Annotated in this window: 11 protein-coding genes; 4 read left to right on the forward strand and 7 right to left on the reverse strand. The window is 59.2% G+C overall.

The window, feature by feature from the left end; genetic code table 11:
• From L881_RS0102045 to L881_RS0102075, 7 genes are all read right to left on the reverse strand, one after another.
• Positions 1–1266 carry an aminotransferase class V-fold PLP-dependent enzyme gene (locus L881_RS0102045; protein ID WP_025732060.1) on the reverse strand — a complete coding sequence of 422 codons (1266 nt, stop codon included), beginning with the start codon at positions 1264–1266 and terminating at the stop codon, positions 1–3.
• 116 nt (positions 1267–1382) lie between these two features.
• Positions 1383–2723, reverse strand: coding sequence for a Fe-S cluster assembly protein SufD (sufD, locus tag L881_RS0102050; RefSeq protein ID WP_025732061.1), 1341 nt, complete (start codon positions 2721–2723; stop codon positions 1383–1385).
• A complete protein-coding gene (gene sufC, locus L881_RS0102055; RefSeq protein WP_025732062.1) occupies positions 2720–3478 on the reverse strand; it encodes a Fe-S cluster assembly ATPase SufC in 759 nt (252 codons plus the stop codon). Before sufC ends, sufD begins: the two co-directional genes overlap by 4 nt.
• A gap of 197 nt (positions 3479–3675) precedes the next feature.
• Entirely contained in the window at positions 3676–5121 is a 1446-nt protein-coding gene (gene sufB / locus L881_RS0102060; RefSeq protein WP_025732063.1) for a Fe-S cluster assembly protein SufB, read from the reverse strand.
• A 102-nt stretch (positions 5122–5223) separates the two neighbouring features.
• Complete coding sequence (locus L881_RS0102065) at positions 5224–5715, reverse strand: SUF system Fe-S cluster assembly regulator (protein WP_025732064.1); 492 nt, start codon at positions 5713–5715, stop codon at positions 5224–5226.
• Positions 5716–6160: 445 nt separating this feature from the next.
• Positions 6161–7240, reverse strand: a complete 1080-nt coding sequence (locus L881_RS0102070; RefSeq protein WP_025732065.1) for a YncE family protein — start codon at positions 7238–7240, stop codon at positions 6161–6163.
• A 159-nt stretch (positions 7241–7399) separates the two neighbouring features.
• Positions 7400–9640 carry a TonB-dependent receptor gene (locus L881_RS0102075; RefSeq protein WP_156926473.1) on the reverse strand — a complete coding sequence of 747 codons (2241 nt, stop codon included), beginning with the start codon at positions 9638–9640 and terminating at the stop codon, positions 7400–7402.
• A gap of 364 nt (positions 9641–10004) precedes the next feature.
• Here L881_RS0102075 and L881_RS0102080 point away from each other — a divergent pair, with 364 nt between their 5' ends.
• The 4 genes from L881_RS0102080 to L881_RS0102095 all read left to right on the forward strand — a co-directional run bounded on the left by L881_RS0102080 (position 10005) and on the right by L881_RS0102095 (position 17775).
• Complete coding sequence (locus tag L881_RS0102080; protein WP_025732067.1) at positions 10005–13952, forward strand: non-ribosomal peptide synthetase; 3948 nt, start codon at positions 10005–10007, stop codon at positions 13950–13952.
• Complete coding sequence (locus L881_RS13325; protein ID WP_025732068.1) at positions 13936–14709, forward strand: TraB/GumN family protein; 774 nt, start codon at positions 13936–13938, stop codon at positions 14707–14709. The genes L881_RS0102080 and L881_RS13325 overlap by 17 nt, the downstream gene beginning before the upstream one ends.
• Before the next feature lie 163 nt (positions 14710–14872).
• Positions 14873–16105, forward strand: coding sequence for an isochorismate synthase (locus L881_RS0102090; protein WP_025732070.1), 1233 nt, complete (start codon positions 14873–14875; stop codon positions 16103–16105).
• Positions 16102–17775 carry a (2,3-dihydroxybenzoyl)adenylate synthase gene (locus L881_RS0102095; RefSeq protein ID WP_034578183.1) on the forward strand — a complete coding sequence of 558 codons (1674 nt, stop codon included), beginning with the start codon at positions 16102–16104 and terminating at the stop codon, positions 17773–17775. The genes L881_RS0102090 and L881_RS0102095 overlap by 4 nt, the downstream gene beginning before the upstream one ends.
• Positions 17776–17786 lie beyond the last annotated feature (11 nt).

The following is a 17786-nucleotide window of genomic DNA, read 5'->3' on the forward strand; positions in this document are numbered from 1 at the left end:
TCACCCTCTTACCATTCCAACCACGCGTCTTAACGCATCGCCAAAGGCGACCACTTCCTTCAGGGTATTGTAAGGCGCAACCGACGCACGACAGCTTGCCTCAAGCCCGTAGGAAGCCAGCAGTGGCTGCGCGCAGTGATGGCCCGTGCGAATGGCGACGCCAAACTGGTCGATCAAAAGGCCGATGTCCTGTGAATGCACACCCTCTACCACGAAGGAGACCACCCCGGTCTTGCCCGGCGCAGTGCCTATGATGCGGGCGCCTTCAACGCTTTTGACCTCGGCTTCGAGCGCTGCCGTCAACTGCTGTTCCCACGCTTCCAGCGCCTCGAAGGGCAGTGCCGCAAACCACTCAAGCGCAGCACCAAAGGCGACTGCTTCAGCAATAGCAGGCGTACCCGCCTCAAACTTGTGGGGCGGTGCGGCAAAGGTAGTGGAGCCATCCAGTTTGACCAACTGAATCATCTCGCCCCCGCCCTGCCAGGGAGGCATCGCATCGAGCAACTCGAAGCGCGCGTAAAGCGCACCGATGCCAGTGGGGCCATACACCTTGTGTGCCGACATGGCGTAGAAATCGACACCGAGCGCCTGCACATCAACCTGCGCGTGGGGCAAGCCTTGAGCACCATCCACCAGCACCTTGGCACCGCAGGCGTGGGCCAGCCGTGTAATTTGCTGGATCGGGTTGATAGTGCCCAACACATTCGATACATGATTGACGCACACCAGCCGAGTACGCTCGCTGAGGAGTGCCTGATACGCGTCAAGGTCAAGTTCACCGCACTCGGTGACGGGAATCACCTTGATCACCACACCGCGTTCAGCTGCCAGCAGCTGCCACGGCACAATATTGGAGTGGTGCTCCATCATCGAAATGATGATTTCGTCGCCCTGCTCCAGAAATGCGCGGCCATAACTTTGCGCCACCAGATTGATCGCCTCGGTGGTGCCGCGGGTAAAGACAATCTCACGCTTGTCGCTGGCATTGATATGACGCTGAACGCGCTCACGCGCCTGCTCGAAGGCAGCGGTCGCCTCATCGGCCAGAGAGTGCAGACCACGATGAATGTTGGCGTTGTAGCAGTGATAGTAGTCATCCAGCACATCAATCACCGCCTGCGGCGTTTGGCTGGTCGCAGCATTATCGAGATAGATCAGCGGCCGATTGTCGTTGACCGTGCGCGCCAGAATAGGAAACTGCGCGCGCAGCGCGTCGACATCGAAGGTCGCCTGAGCAGGTTTCTGCTCCGTGGCTTCGCGTTGCATAGGGGCTCCTCACCGCACTTGTTACCAGGTTGCTGCACTTGTGCTCATCTGTAGCGGCGCAGCAACCGCAAAACGAAAAGAGCGACACCCTCATGGAGTGCCGCCCTCGCCCGCTATCACGCGGAGATATCGACCAACCCTTCCAGATCAAAACGATCGGGCAGCATTCCTGCTACACGCCGCTCAACCCGCTGGGCGACCGCTGCAATCGCGGTGGATTCAAGCACCTCACCGGCAAAGGCCAGCGTCAGCAGCGCACGGGCATGTTCATCGGCAATGCCACGCGCACGCAGTGCAAATACGGCATCTTCATCAAGCTGGCCGGTGGAAGCGCCGTGAGAGCAGAGCACGTCATCGGCATAGATTTCCAGTTCAGGCTTGGTATCGACCTCGGCGCGATCCGACAGCAACAGGTTGGCATTGTTCTGATAGCCACGTACCTGCTGGGCATCCTGCTTGATATAGACCCGGCCATTGAACACCCCACGGCCACGGTCGTTAAGGATGCCCTTGTAGTTCTCGTTGGAGAAGGTGCGCGCCACGTTGTGATTAACCACGGTGTGGTTATCCACATGGCTGCGCCCATTGACGAAGAACAGACCATGGTACTCGGTGTGTCCGCCCTCGCCATTCAGCTCGGTGTCGATATCGTTACGTACCAGACGGCCACCCAGCGTCAGGTTATGCTGCTTGAACAGCGAATCACCCTGCTGCTCTACCTTCAGATTGGCAACATGCAGATCCTGCTCACTGGCTTCATTGAGCTTGTAGTGATCGAGCCGCGCACCGTGCGCCAGCGTGCCTTCCGTCACCAGATTGGTGAAGTTGGCGGCACCCTGCTCAGCCACGAAATGCTCGACCAGCGTAGCGGAGGCATTATCGGCCAGCGAGATCAGCACCCGCGGATGACTCATCCACGGCTGATCGCCAGCGCTGGAGACAAACAGCACATAGACAGGCTTTTCAAGCTCTACGTTGCGCGCCACCTCAAGATAAACGCCCTCACCGGCAAACGCCTGGTTAAGCGCGGTAAAGGGGCCAGCGCTGGCCGCGAGCTGGCTGCCAAACTGCTGCGGCAGTTCGCTGCGCTGTGAGAGCGTGCCCAGCGACACACCTTCAGGCAGATCGTCAAACGACGAGCGCTCGGCATCGAATACGCCATCGACAAACACGAGCCGATACGCATCAAGATCGAGCTGAAGTTCATCAAGGTTGGCCGAGTGCAGCGATGTTGCCAGCGCAAAGTTCGTTTTACCGATAGCGCGCACATCGGTGTACTTCCACGCCTCTTCACGAATAGAGGGAAGTCCGTGAGCTGCGAATGCGTCGAAGCCCTGTTGGCGCAGCTCAGTCAACGCAGCGCCGGTCTGTGCCTTGAATGCTTCATCAAAGTGACCGAGCGCCGCCTTGGTCGCGACACCTTGCGGGGCATCGCGACGAATAGCGGTATCACTCATGCTTCAGCCTCCTCGGTCACCCAGTCGTAACCACGTTTTTCAAGTTCAAGCGCCAGATTGGCATCGCCGGAGTGGGCAATCCGACCATCGACCAGTACGTGAACGTGATCGGGGGTAATGTAATCCAGCAGGCGCTGATAGTGCGTGACGATCATGATCGAGCGCTCTTCGCTGCGCAGCGAGTTGACGCCCTTGGCCACGATCTTCATGGCATCGATATCAAGCCCTGAGTCGATTTCGTCAAGCAGCGCCAGCTTCGGCTCAAGCACCAGCATTTGCAGGATTTCGTTGCGCTTTTTCTCGCCGCCGGAAAAGCCTTCGTTGACTGCGCGCTGCAGGAAGGCGCTATCCATCTTCATGAAGGCGCTCTTTTCCTTGATCAGCTTCATGAATTCAGGCGCGGGAATTTCGCCCTTGCCTTCGGCTTCGCGCTTGGCATTCAGCGCGGCGCGCAGCAGATAGATATTCTTCACGCCAGGAATTTCGACCGGATACTGAAAGCCCATCAGAATGCCCGCCTGAGCGCGCTCCTCGACTTCCATCTCAAGCAGATCCTTTCCTTCATAGGTGATCGAACCGGAGGTCACTTCGTAACCATCCTTGCCTGCGATCACCGCTGACAGGGTCGACTTGCCCGCACCATTCGGCCCCATGATGGCGTGCACTTCGTCCTTCGGGATGGTCAGGTTCAGCCCCTTAAGGATGGGCTTGTCTTCATCTTCAATCGAAACGTGCAGATCCTTGATCTCGAGCATGGTGTGCAACCTTTGACTGCGAACTTCAGCACCTCACGGCGCTGTATAAATCATGAGATTACCCGGCACTAACCGAGCGTGAATATAAAACGGGCCGTTGCAGGTTATGCAACAGGTCGGCGGGAAATCACCTCGGGCCAGCACTGCTGCGCCCTGAAACCTGGTATTTCCCGCGACACGACCACTGTGACTGTTTTCTAGCCGACCGAACCTTCCAGAGTCACGTTCAGCAGCGCCTCTGCTTCCACCGCAAACTCCATCGGCAGCTCCTGGAAGACATCCTTGCAGAAACCATTCACGATCATGCTGACCGCATCTTCCTCGCTCATGCCGCGTGAACGGCAGTAAAAAAGCTGATCGTCGGCGATTTTCGAGGTAGTGGCTTCGTGCTCCACGGTCGCTTTGGAGTTGCCGATTTCCTGATAAGGGAAGGTGTGGGCGCCACAGCGATCGCCAATCAGCAGCGAATCACACTGGGTATAGTTACGCGCCCCCAGCGCACGCGGCGTAATCTTGACCAGTCCGCGGTACGACTGGTCGGACTTTCCTGCGGCAATGGTTTTGGCAATGATGGTCGAGCGTGTGTTCTTGCCCAGATGCAGCATCTTGGTGCCGGTATCGGCCTGCTGATGCCCAGTAGTCACCGCCACCGAATAGAACTCACCCTGGGAGTCATCACCGGTCAGGATGCAGGAAGGGTACTTCCAGGTAATGGCAGAGCCGGTTTCCACCTGCGTCCAGCTGATGCGCGAACGGTCGCCACGGCAGTCGCCGCGTTTGGTGACGAAGTTATAGATGCCACCCTTGCCGTTTTCATCACCGGGATACCAGTTCTGCACCGTAGAGTATTTGATGTAGGCGTCGTCCAGCGCTACCAGTTCAACCACGGCAGCGTGGAGCTGGTTTTCGTCACGCTGTGGTGCGGTGCAGCCTTCCAGATAGGAGACGGTCGCGCCCGATTCACAGACGATCAGAGTACGTTCGAACTGCCCGGTGTTGGCCGCGTTGATGCGGAAGTAGGTGGACAGCTCCATCGGGCAGGCGACATTTTCCGGCACGAAAACAAAGGAGCCATCGGTGAATACCGCGGCATTCAAGGCAGCAAAGTAGTTATCCCCCTTGGGGACGACCGTGCCCAGATAGCGCTGGATCAGCTCGGGATAGTCGCGAATCGCTTCACTGATCGAGCAGAAGATCACCCCTGCTTCGGCGAGCTGAGCCTTGAAGGTGGTCGCAACCGAGACCGAATCAAACACCGCATCGACGGCTACACCAGCCAGTGCAGCGCGTTCATGCAGCGGAATACCGAGCTTTTCGTAGGTTTCAAGCAGCTTGGGATCGACTTCATCCAAGCTTTGCGGGCCGTCGGTTTTCTTCTTCGGCGCGCTGTAATAGGAGATCGCCTGATAATCAATTTTGGGGTAGTGAACGTGCGCCCACTCAGGCTCTTTCATGGTTAGCCACTGATGATAGGCATCCAGGCGCCATTCGAGCATCCACTCAGGCTCGCCCTTCTTTTCCGAGATGAACTTGATCTTCTCTTCATCCAGCCCGGGTGCCAGCGTCTCGCTCTCGATTTCGGTAAAGAAGCCCTGCTTGTACTCGCGCTGCTCGACGAGCTTCTCCATCTCTTCAGTTGCCATTTCCATCTCCCCTGCGAGCACTCAACTGCGGCTCGATAATGCAAAATACGGTGATCACGGTCGTTTTACGTTACTCGCTGACAGTACGGCGTGCCGTGTGGGTCAGGAGTCAGCGTCGCTGACCAGCAGCGACTCTCTTGAGAATGTTGTTGCCGAAGGCGCCAGCGCACGGGCCGGCATAATCTGTAGCGGCTCGCGCTGGGCCAGGTGCGCCAGGGTAATGCTGTCGAGCATCTGGCGCATGGCCAGCGAAACGCGCTGCCAGTTATCCGCCACCCCGCACAGCGCCGCCAGTTCGCAGTCGTTGTCAGAATGGCTACAGGCGGTCATCGCCACCGGCCCTTCAATGGCAGCGATGATGTCACTCACGCGAATCTGCTCGGCACTGCGCGCCAGCAGATAACCGCCCTGCACACCGCGTCGTGACTCCACCAGCCCCGCTTTGTGCAACATCTTGAGCGTTTTGCTCACGGTCGGGCGCGGCAGGTGCACCTCTTCGGCCAGCTCGGGAGCGGCCTGAGGCCGCTGGGGCTGGCGTGCAATCTGCGCCAGCACCACGGCTGCGTAATCGCTGAGTTTCGACAGTTTCAGCATCGAATCCCCTTCACACTCCCGACAAAAAATGTTGCTGACCTTAATTGCGGACTATTTTAGTCCTGATTAACCTCGCTGTGAAGCTATCAGGGACATCAATCACGCTTATGATCAAATAGCGGCACGTTTGACGACAATCGACTACAAATGAGATTTACTTTTATTTGAAAATAATCGAATCAATCTCGCAATGTGTCGTGCATATAGACACTCGTGTTAAGGAGGTGTTCAAGGAAGGAGGCCGCATAACGGCATGTGTAGGGAAGGAGAAACTAAAGAATGAGCTTTCGGGGCCGAAGAAGACCACAGATAGTGTGGAAGGCGAACGCAGCTCGCCCGGCAAATACCAAGACACCAACACAAGCCCGGGGCGATACCAAGGGTGCGAGCGCAAACTCAAAAGCCCGACCACAGGGCCGGGCTTTTCCTTACAGCTACGCGCCGTTTACAGCGTAATACGCGCTATTTCGTCGGGCTTGGCAGGGGGCCGTTCACCTTCTGGGGTGGCCGGATATTTCATCTTCTGCTTGATGGTCACAAAGAGCGCGCCACTTTTATCGTCGATGACAAGGCTATTGGGGTTCGCGCCCAGCGTGAAGGTGTTGAGCACATCGCCTGAAGCTGGATCGAGTTCCGTCACACTGCCCGCTTCGCGGTTGGTCACCAGCAAGACCTTGCCCTGCTTGGCAAAGCTCAGCGCCAGCGCGCCCTTGCCGCTGTGCAGACGCTTGAGCTGCTCGCCTGATTGAGCATTCAGCACCACGACATCACCGCTTTCCTGATCGGTGACATATAGCTTGCCGGCAGCGTCCAGCGCGAGATTGGTCGGTTTTTCGGCGTGGGCGCTGAAGCTGTTCAGCTTGCGGAAGCTGGAAGTATCAATCACGTCGATACGGCCATCGAAGTTGGAGGTGTAGGCGCGCTGGTGCTCGGGGTCAATCGCCAGCCCCGCCGTCCATTTACCCAGATCGTTGATCGTTTTCAGCAGCGTCATGTTGCGCGTATCGACCACGTAAAGCTTGCCGGGTGCCGCAACAGCAGTCACGTAGAGCCGCTGATGGACGCTATCAAAGCGCAAGGTACGCGGGTGAACAGGGTAATATTTCTCGCCCTCTTTTTTGCTCGCCAACTGGCGAACGCCCTCGACCTTCCCGGTTTCAAGCGAGAATTTGCTGACCCGCGCATCCATGGTATTGCCGATAAAAAGCTCCCCGCGCTCATCATCAAGCGCCAGAGAAAACGCCTTGAACGGCACCTGATAGGCCGCCTTTTCAGCCAGGGTTTCGGGGTCCAGAGCGAAGATAATCCCCCCCTTCCCATCATCAAAGCGCTGGGCCGCCGCCACGTATAGCGTATTACGCTTGGCGCTGTAGACCGTTTCGTACAGCCCTTCTGTCAGCGCTTTCTTGTTAATGCTGGTGCTACTCGCCTGCTGCTGGGACTGCGCCTGCGGGGAGGTAGCGGTCTGCGCCAACACCTGGGTGGAAGCCATGCCCAGCATCAGGGCTGCACCAAGGGCGGCCATGCGTGAGCTTCCTTTCGAGAATATCCCGTTCATTGATGAGTACTCTATAAGGTAATAAAAGTGTCGACAGTATTCAGAACCGTCGGGTGATCGCTCTTTTAAGGAAATCAGGCGCGTGCCGGGCAGCCTATCGATACGCGGCGCGCGCAAAACAGCGCGTCAAAGGTCAAAGGAGGCTGACAGCCGCAGGGTGCGAGGCGTCCCCATGGTGACGTAGCCACTTTGGTTGGCTGACTCCCAATAGCCGTTATTGGTCAGGTTATCGACGTTGGCACGCAGCGTCATCGGCATGCCTGATAGAGACGCCTGATAGCGCAGGCCGACATCCAGCCGTGTCCAGGGGCGCAAGCGATAGCGGTTGCCATCATCGGCAAACTGCGAGCCTGAACGAATCACGTCGCTGGTCAGCTCCATACCATTAGTGCCCGGCAACTGCCAGCTATTGCTCAGCGTGGCGTAGTATTTGGGCACACCAATGGGGTCATTGCCATCATGATTGGTGGTGCCTTTCAGGTCAGCGTCCATATAGGTGACACCGCCCATGACATGCCAGCCGTCGATAGGCTCGCCAAAACCGCTCAGCTCAAGCCCCTTGACGTTCTTCTTGCCATTCAATCCGTAGCTGTTGCCATCGCCCGAAGCGTTGGGCTGTTCGATACGGAAGGCACTCAGCGCGCCGCCAAACTTTTCATAATCCAGCTTGATGCCGGTTTCATACTGTTTGGAACGCACGATGCCAAGGGTTTGCCCAGCATTGGGGTAAGGAACACCGCTGCTATTGCTCAGCGGCACCTGCGGCCCCGCCTGGAGCGACTGAATATAGTTGGCGTACAGAGAGACATGCTCGGTGGGCTGATAGACCACCCCGTACATGGGGGTGTAGCCGTTGTCATTGAAATCGGAGGTAGGCGTGCCGCTGAGGTTCCAGTTGCGCACCGTGAGCTGCTGATAGCGCACACCCGCTGTCAGCTTCAATTGATCGTCAAACAGTGAGGCGGTATCCGACAGCGAGATACCGTTGGCGCGGGTACGCGATGCCAGGCTCGGTGAACCGGTCGACGCGGGAGCGTTAAGCGTCACATCAGTGGGCGCATGAATATTGAAGTTCCCGTCGGTCTCGGTACTGCCGAAGGTGTAGGCGTTATAGCTGCGCGATACGGCACCGGAGAAGCCGAGATTCACCGCATGATTAACCGCACCGGTCTCAAAATGACCGCGCATGCCGGTTTGATAGGTGAAGTGTTTTTCATCGTGATGGGTATCCATGGGCATGCCGAAGGTGGCATCGCCATTGGATCTGACAACCGTGGGCGATCCCGCACGACTGAATTCGTGTGCCTTGCTAAAGCCGAAGCCAGCGTAGCCAGTCCAGTCATCGGTGAAGTCGTACTCCCCGCGCCACATGCCGTAGGTCGATTCGAGACGCGAATAGTTCCAGTCAGGGGTGTAATTGGTGCGTGCGGAAGGTGCCACCGGCATGGCATCGAGCTGCGAATTCAGGTAAATGCCCCCGCGATTGCCCTTCAGCGTATCGCGTTCATAACCGATATCCACGGAGCTGCGCAGCCGCTCACCTCGGTAATCAAGCCCCAGGGTATAGGCTTTATTGCGATTATCATCATCGCCATTGATCGGCGAATCACCGGTGCCATGCAGGGCGTTGAGCCGCACCCCCCACTCGTTGTCATCACCAAAGCGCCTGCCAGTGTCAATCGCTGCGTAGCGGTGATTATCAGTGTTATAGCCCAGGGTCGTTCTGAAAAGCGGCGTATCGCCGGCGCGTTTCGGTTCGATATTCACTGAACCACCCACAGCACTGCCCGTTGGCGAGACACCATTAAGAAACGCACTGGCGCCCTTGAACACCTCAATCCGCTCGGCACCAATCGGATTCATCAACTGGCGCGGCAACAAACCGTACAGGCCACCATAGGAGACATCATCACCCACAAGCTCGAAGCCTCGAATATGGAAGGTTTGCGCGTTATTGCCGAAGCCGTTGCCAATCTGTACGCCGGGATCACCGCGTAATGCAGCACCGAGCGTCTGCGCCTGCTTGTCCTCTACCCGCTTGGCGGTATATGACACGACGTTGAACGGTACATCGAAGGCATCCTGCTCCCCCAGCACCCCCAACCTGCCCCCGGTGGCGATCTGTCCATTGGACCCCGGATGCACCGGTACCGGCTGATCACTGCCGGCCACAAATGCCTTGGCGGTCACCACCACCGTATCCATGGCCGTGGCCGACCCTTGATCGGCCTCGTTTGCAGAGACGCTGCCCTGCTGAGCCATCACCAGCGGCGATCCTACCATCAGCGCGCACCCCGCTGACCACCCCCCAATGCTTCGCCAGGCCGCCGTTGCTCGCCGTGATCGTCGCTGAATTTCGTCCCGCATGATAACTCCCAATCAAAATCAATCGTACTTCTTCACGCAAGTGTTGAGCAGCCTCATCCGTGCCCGTGCAGGGCAGCATAGTGTTATCGGAACACGGCTCTGAGACGCGGTATGAGGAGGGCGGTAAAAGGCGCCGCTACCACCGGGGCGCAACATTTCATTACGTAAAGTGAATAAGAATTTATATCATTTATGTGAAAAACAGTGGCAGTATCCCACAAATGACAATGTGAATCGATATCAAAAAAAGCGTACACTGCGCCCCATTGACTGAATGAGATTCAGTGTCAGAAAACCGCTTTAATACAACGAGTTGGTGCAACGTTGCCCACTAACCATCCATCATCACAGGGAGCCTTCCAGCGTGCTGCACCCAGCCTCCGATGCCCTATCGCCACCCACCACCGCGCCGCAACCGCTTGATATCAGCAACAGTCAACGGGGCGTTTGGTACGGTTCACTGTGGAGCGGCAACGAACGTATCTACACCACGGGGCAAGCGCTGGAGATCCACGGCCCCATTGATGCGCCGCTGCTTCAGCAGGCCATTGAACTGACCCTTGCCGAAGTGGCAGTGCTGCGCGCGCGCTTTGACAGCGATGAACAGCAGCGGCCCTGTCAATTCCTTGATGCCTTCCCTCCGCTCGCACTCGAACGGATCGACTTACGTCAGCAGAAAACGCCGCGCGCTGCGGCCTGGCAGTGGATGCAGCAACGGCTTGCCAGAGAAGTGATAGCGGCAGAAACACCGCTCGCTGAAACAGCGCTGCTGCAACTCGGTGAGCAGCATTGGGTGTGGTACTTGAGCACCCATCATCTTCAGTTCGATGCGTATGCCTACACGCTAGTGCAGCAACGTTTGGCCGAGCACTATCAGGCGTTACAGCAGCACACCACTCCCCGCCCGTGCTGGTTTGGCAAGCCTGACGAAGTAATCGCCGACGAGCAACACTATGCCGACAGCAGCGCACGTCAGCGCGACCGTGAATACTGGCACCAGCGCCTCGCTGACCAGCCGGTAGCGACCTCACTGGCGGGGCGCTTCGCCCATGCCGCTTCATCCCCCTTGCGCCACCATCTCGCGCTTTCCGTGGATCAACAGGAGGCGTTGGATAACTGCGCAGAGCAGCTTGGTGTTGCCGTGCCCGAGCTACTGCTGGCGCTGGTGGTCAGCTATCTGATGCGTATGAGTGGTGAAGGTGCTCCTGCTGTGGCACTGCCGATGATGGGGCGTCTGAACAAGGCAGCGCTTTCAACACCGCTCTCGGTGGTCAATATGCTGCCGTTTAGTGTCGCGATGAGTAGCGAGGCAACCATTGGCGAGTGGGCCCAGCAGGTAAAACACGAACTCAAACAGCTTCGTCGGCATCAGCGTTATCGCCATGAATGGCTGGCCAGCGAGCTTAACCGGATGCCGGGCGAGAATCCGCTATTCGGCATGCAGGTCAATATTCTGCCGTTTGCCCATAGCCGTCTGTTTGCTGGCTGCAACACCAGCACCCATCACCTGGCCCCCGGCCCCGTGGATGATATGACGCTGAGCCTCTATCTCGGGGGAGACAGCGGCACGCTGGGGATCATGCTGGAAAGCAACCCTCGCCTCTACAGTGACAGCGAAACCCGCGCCCATCTGGAGCGGCTGCAACAGTGGTGCGATCAGGTGACTCGCCATAGCGATCTTCCCATCGCTGCACAGCCCTTGGCGCTGCCTGCCGAGCTTGAGCGCATCGCCCAGTGGAATGCCACCGAACATCCCGTTGAAGAGACCGATCTCGCCACTCTGTTTGAGCGTCAGGTGGCAGCAACCCCAGAGGCCATCGCGCTCATTGCTCAACAGCAGCAGCTCGATTACCGCACCCTGAATGCCCGCGCGCAACGACTGGCCGCCTTGATCAGCCAGCGCCTCGGTAACACGCCGGCACCCCGCGTAGTGGGTGTGGCACTACCGCGTTCACTGGAGCTGGAAATTGCGCTGCTGGCGATCCATAAAAGTGGTGCCGCCTATATGCCGCTGCCGCTCGATCAGCCCAGCGGCCGCTGGCTCACCATGGCACAGCGCGCCAAGGCCACCCTGCTAATCAGTGACAGCGAGCATATCGACCAGCTACCGGCCGATATCGACCAGCTTGATATCAGCGCGCTCGCCGATCAGCTCAATGAGCCTGGCCCACTGGATCACCAGCCGCTGCCGGCGCGCGCTCCACACGATGCTGCTTATGTGCTGTTTACCTCCGGCTCGACAGGGGAACCCAAAGGCGTGCTGGTGGAGCATCGTGCCATCGTTAACCGCATCAAGTGGATGCAGGCCGCCTACCCTATCGCCCCTGGCGACCGTGTGCTGCAAAAGACCCCGATTGGCTTCGATGTCTCGGTGTGGGAGCTGTTCTGGCCGGTCATCAGCGGCGCCACCCTCGTAATGGCGCGCCCGGATGGGCATCGCGATCCCCACTATCTGGCGACCCTGATTCGCGATCAGCGCATTTCGACGCTGCATTTCGTGCCCTCGATGCTCAATGCCTTCCTTGATGAATTGGAGCTGACTCCAACCGAGCTGCCTGCGCTACGCCAGATGTTTGCCAGCGGTGAAGCGCTCAAGGTCGATACGATTCGTCGTGCGCAGCGACTGCTGGGCAGCCAGGTGGAGCTGCACAATCTCTACGGCCCCACCGAGGCGGCGGTGGATGTAACAGCATGGCGCTGTGCCGAACTGGGCCAGCGCGCCAGCGCGCCGATTGGGCGTCCGATCTGGAACACTCAGATCGAGATTCTTGATCGTCAGCAGCAGCGCTTGCCCATCGGCTGTGTGGGAGAGCTTTATATTGGCGGGCGCAATCTGGCGCGTGGCTATGTGGGACGCGATGACCTGACGGCTGAACGCTTTATTACAGCGTTGGAAGGCCAGCGACTTTATCGCAGCGGTGATCTCGCCAAATGGAATGAACAGGGTGAGATCGAATATCTGGGCCGCATTGATCATCAGGTTAAACTGCGCGGCCAGCGTATCGAACTGGGCGAAATTGAAGCCGTCCTGGAGCAGCACACCGACGTAGGACAGGCCGTAGTGCTGGTAATAGATGACCGTCTGATCGCCTATCTGGTGGGTAGCGCCCCCTTCCGCGATGAGTGGCAGGCCAGGCTGCAAGCACACCTGCGTCATTGGCTGCCTGACTACATGGTGCCGCAGGTATGGATTGAACTTGATACGCTGCCTACCACCAGCAACGGCAAGCTGGACAAGCGCGCCCTTCCAGCACCGCCCACGACGGCCAGCACCACGCGCGCGGCGTCGAATGCTGCTGAGCGCACGCTATGCCAGCTCTTTGCCGAGGCGCTGGAGCGCGATGAATATGGCGTCGATGATGACTTCTTCGCCAGCGGCGGTCACTCGCTGGCAGCGGTTCAGCTAGCGCTGGCGATTCGCCGCACCACCGGCGAAGAGGCCAGCATCGCCACTGTTTTTGCTGCCCCTACTCCTGCGCGCATGGCGGTCGAGCTGGCGCGTACTCAGCGTGAAGGCGCACTGGATACGCTACTGCCATTGCGTCGTGCCCAGCATCCGGGCAGCGCCCCGCTATTCTGCTTCCACCCTGCCGGTGGGCTGGCCTGGTGCTACGCGGGGTTATCCCAGTCGCTTGCGGATGAGAGCGAGATTATTGGCGTGCAGGCGGATGGCCTGAGTGCCGGTAGCTCGCTGCCCGCTACCCTGGATGAGATGGCACAGCGTTATGTCGCGGCCATTCGCGCACGCCAGCCTCATGGCCCCTACCGGCTGCTGGGCTGGTCGCTGGGCGGCATGGTGGCGCATAGCGTGGCCGCCATTCTGCAAAGTGAAGGCGAACAGATCGCCCTGCTCGCCCTGATGGATACCTACCCCAGCGACGTGTGGCGCGACCTGATGCCGCCCGATGAGCAGCAGGCACTGGTCGCACTGATGCGCATTGCGGGCGTAACGCTGTCTGAAGATCAGCCGCTGACTCGCGCTACCGTGGTCGCTCTGCTTGAGAAGGAGCAGCACGCCATGGCGAGCCTTCCCTCTGAAACCCTCGACCGGCTGGTGGATGTCGTCATCAACTCATGTCGGCTCGTGCGCAGCGCCGAGCACCGCACCTTCAAAGGCGATCTGCTGTTCTTCAATGCCGCCGCGCCGCGCGATATGCCGGGTCTTGTCAGCACCCGCTGGCAGCCGTGGGTGAATGGCACCATTGAGCACGTCGATCTTCCTACCGATCATCCAGGCATGGTGTCACCCGCCATGTTGAAGAAGATCGGTGCCCATCTGAGCCGCTGGCGTCCCGATGACCATAGCGCTTGATACCATCGCCCAGCGCATCGCCGGTTGGTTCAATGAGAGCCAGCTGGTCGGGCTGGGTGAAGCACACCATACCCCCGTGGTGATGCGCACGCTGGGTAGTTTGATTACCGAGGGAGCGCTGGGAGCGCAGTGTCGCGATCTGGTGGTGGAGTTCGGTGCCCAGCGCCACCAGTCACTGGTCGATGACTACCTTGCCGGCGCACCACTGGGCGCGGCGCAACTCGCCCCCCTGTGGCGTCAATCCGCCCACGGCACCCTATGGGCGCATCCGGTTTACGCCGCACTGCTGCGCAGATTGCGGGCCTACAATCTGAGCAGGCCCGCGCATCAACGCTTTCGGGTCTGGCTGGCCGAACCTGATGGCTGTACCGGTGACAAGCCTGCCCCACTGGCCCGCAGCGCCGCCTTCGCTGAACTGATTCAGCGTCAGCTTCTCGATCAAGGGCGGCGTGCCCTGCTGCTGTTTGGCATGCGCCACCTGGCACTCTCCCCGATTAACCAACGCCCCTCGCTGGCGTGGCAGCTCCGCCAGGAAGGCGCAACACTGCGCACCCTGTGGCCCGAGCTACCACCACGCTGCGCCCCCTTTCACAGCAGCGCTACACGACTTCGGTTGATTGATTTCAGCGCCGCACGTTATGCGAGCGTGGCGCATACGCACGTTGCCCCCTGGGGCGGCACGGCTCAACCGCTCGGCCAGCTCTGTAGCGGGCTGTTGCGTATTCCCGGGGCACACCGCCCCCTTCGAACACACTGACAAAAATGATCACTGAATTGCTGGATGCTTGCGGCGCTTGAATGCGCCATGGCCGTGGCGTGACAAAAGCTAAGATGAGAATGATTAACGATGCTTTTTAAGATACCATTTCGTCCATTACACAGTAGGGCCTGCTCTCTTCCAGGCCCTGGGAATGCTCTCAATGACTGACCTTGCACTACAGCAGCCCATCGAAAGCGCCGCTGCCCATACTCTGCTGGAGCAGTACTCTTCCGGCGACTTCTTCTTCAATTCGCCCACCCGAGCGATGCTGGCTTCCGACTGGCGTATCAGTCGCAGCATTCAAGGCAGTGATGCGGAACAAACGCTCCAGGCGCTGTTTAAGGAAGGTGCCGACGGCGAGCTGGATGCCCCCATCGTTGTGGGTGTGCTGCCCTTTGCCGACGATCGCCCTGGCTGCCTGATGCTGCCGAACAAGGTGCGCAGCATGGCCCCCATTGGCGAGTGGGCCGCCCGCGAGCCTGAGCCGTCCCTTGACCTTCAGGCCATTGCAGCCACCCCGATACCTGACTATCAAGGCTACTGCACCAATGTAGCGACCGCTTTGGAGGAGTTTCGCAGCGGCCGACTAAGCAAACTGGTACTGGCGCGTACGCTCAAGGTCAAGACCCGTGACAGCGTGCCCATTGCACCGGTACTCCAACGCCTGATGAAGCGCAATCCTGACGCCTATGTTTTTGCCAGCCCGACGACTCCCGAAGGCGGCAGCGTCTTCCTGGGTGCCAGCCCCGAGCTGATCGTGCGCCGCACAGGCCGTCATATCAGCGTCAACCCGCTGGCCGGATCTACAGCGCGACGTGCCGATGCAAAAGAGGATCAGGCCGCCGCCGCCGAACTGCTGCGCTCACCAAAGGATCTCTACGAGCACTCTTTCGTGGTCGAGGATATCGTGCGTCTACTCACTCCGTTGTGCCGTGAGCTGCATGTACCCGAGGGGCCAGAGCTTTTGAGCACCAACAAGCTGTGGCACCTCTCCACCCGCATTGAGGGCGAGCTGGCTGACCCTGCCACCACCTCGCTGGCTGTTGCCCGTGCGCTGCACCCCACTCCCGCCGTGTGCGGCGTGCCCACACAGGATGCCTTCGCCGCCATTCGGCGCTGGGAAGGATTCGAGCGCGAGCTGTTCAGCGGCATGGTCGGCTGGTGCGATGCCAACGGCGATGGTGAATGGGCCTTGTCGCTGCGCTGCGCCCAGGCCAGTGCCAACGAACTGGTGCTGTACGCTGGCGCAGGTACGGTGGAAGGCTCGGACCCTGACGCTGAATTCGCTGAAACCGGCACCAAGCTCGGCACCATGCTGGCCGCCTTTGGCCTCGATGAGCGCCTGGGCCAGCTTCATCACTCTACTTCCCTGCCATCCGAGAAAGAATCATGAGCACTCTATCGCGCCCGCTGGCGCTGACACCCGACGACAGCGTTGATGCCCTCTGCCCTGACTGGCCCGCCGACTTCATTGAACGCTATCAGGCGCATGGCCTGTGGACGCACGATACCTTTTCCTCCCTGCTAGCGGATCAGGCGCAGCGCCATGGTGAACGCATCGCGGTGATTGATGGCGAGCGCCAGTACAGCTATCGCGAGCTTAACGATCTCGCCCTACGCGCGGCTCTTGGTCTGACTCAGCTAGGGATCAGGCGCGGTGATCGCGTGGTGCTGCAACTGCCCAACCGCGTCGAGTTCATCATCGCCGCCTTCGGGCTGTTTAGGATTGGCGCGCTGCCCATCTATACCCTGCCCGCCCACCGTCGCCAGGAGCTGGAACACTTCTGCCGTTTTGCAGGGGCACGCGCCATTATCACCGTCGATGAATTCGAGAAATTCAGCCATCGTGATCTGGCCCTGAGTGTGCAGAAGGCGGTGCCCAGCGTTGAGCAGCTGGTGATCTGCGGTAAAGCCGAGGGTCTCACCAGCTTCGATTCACTATTGAAGGCAGCGCCTCGCGACGACCAGCTACCGCCTCCGCCCAAGGCGCGTGATCTGGCGTTTTTCCAGCTCTCCGGCGGAACAACGGGCGTCTCGAAGCTGATCCCACGCCGTCACGACAGCTACATTTGCAGCCTGCGCGGCAGCAACGATATCTGCCAAATCAGTGAGCAGACACGCCTGCTGATTGCGCTGCCCATCGCCCATAACTTCCCGATGAGTTCGCCCGGCTTTCTCGGGGTGATGCTGGCCGGTGGCAGTATCGTGCTGGCTCCTTCCCCCTGCGCCGATGTGTGCTTCGAATTGATTGAGCGCCATCAGGTCACCATGGCCTCTGCGGTGCCGCCACTGGCATTGGCGTGGCTGCAGGCCGCCGAGCGGCTGGGCACCAGGCAGCTTGATTCACTGGCGCTCTTGCAGGTTGGCGGCGCCAAAATGGTCAGCTCTGCCGCCAAACGTGTTCGCCCCGTACTGGGCTGTCAGCTACAGCAGGTATTTGGCATGGCAGAAGGTCTGGTCAATTACACGCGCCTTGATGATAGCGAAGAGATCATCACTCACACTCAGGGCCGCCCGATGTACCCAGAGGCCGATGAGGTACTGATCGTTGACCAGCACATGGCACCGCTACCGGCGGGTCAGCCGGGCCAACTGATTACCCGCGGCCCCTATACCATTCGTGGCTATTTCAACGCCCCCGAGGTAAATGCCGAGAACTTCACCGAGGACGGCTTTTACTGTACCGGCGATATCGCAGTGCTCACCGATAATGGCGACATCGTGGTGGAAGGTCGCGAAAAGGACCAGATCAACCGCGGCGGTGAGAAGATCTCGATGGATGAGGTCGAGAATGCGCTACTGGGGCACCCCGGCATCTACGACGCTGCGGTGGTGGGTATTCCCGATGAATACCTCGGCGAACGAGCGATTGCCTTCGTGGTGCCCAAACAGGGGGAAATGCTGAAGAAGTTCGAGCTATCGAAATTCCTGCGTCAGCACATCGCTGCCTATAAGGTGCCTGACCGCTTCGAGCTGATCGACGCCTTCCCGCAAAGTGGCGTCGGCAAGGTGAGCCGCAAGGTACTGCGCGAAATGCTCAGAGACCAGCTCGACCACGCCTGATATCCACCTGC

The organism is Carnimonas nigrificans ATCC BAA-78 (assembly GCF_000526695.1).
GTDB classification, from domain to species: domain Bacteria; phylum Pseudomonadota; class Gammaproteobacteria; order Pseudomonadales; family Halomonadaceae; genus Carnimonas; species Carnimonas nigrificans.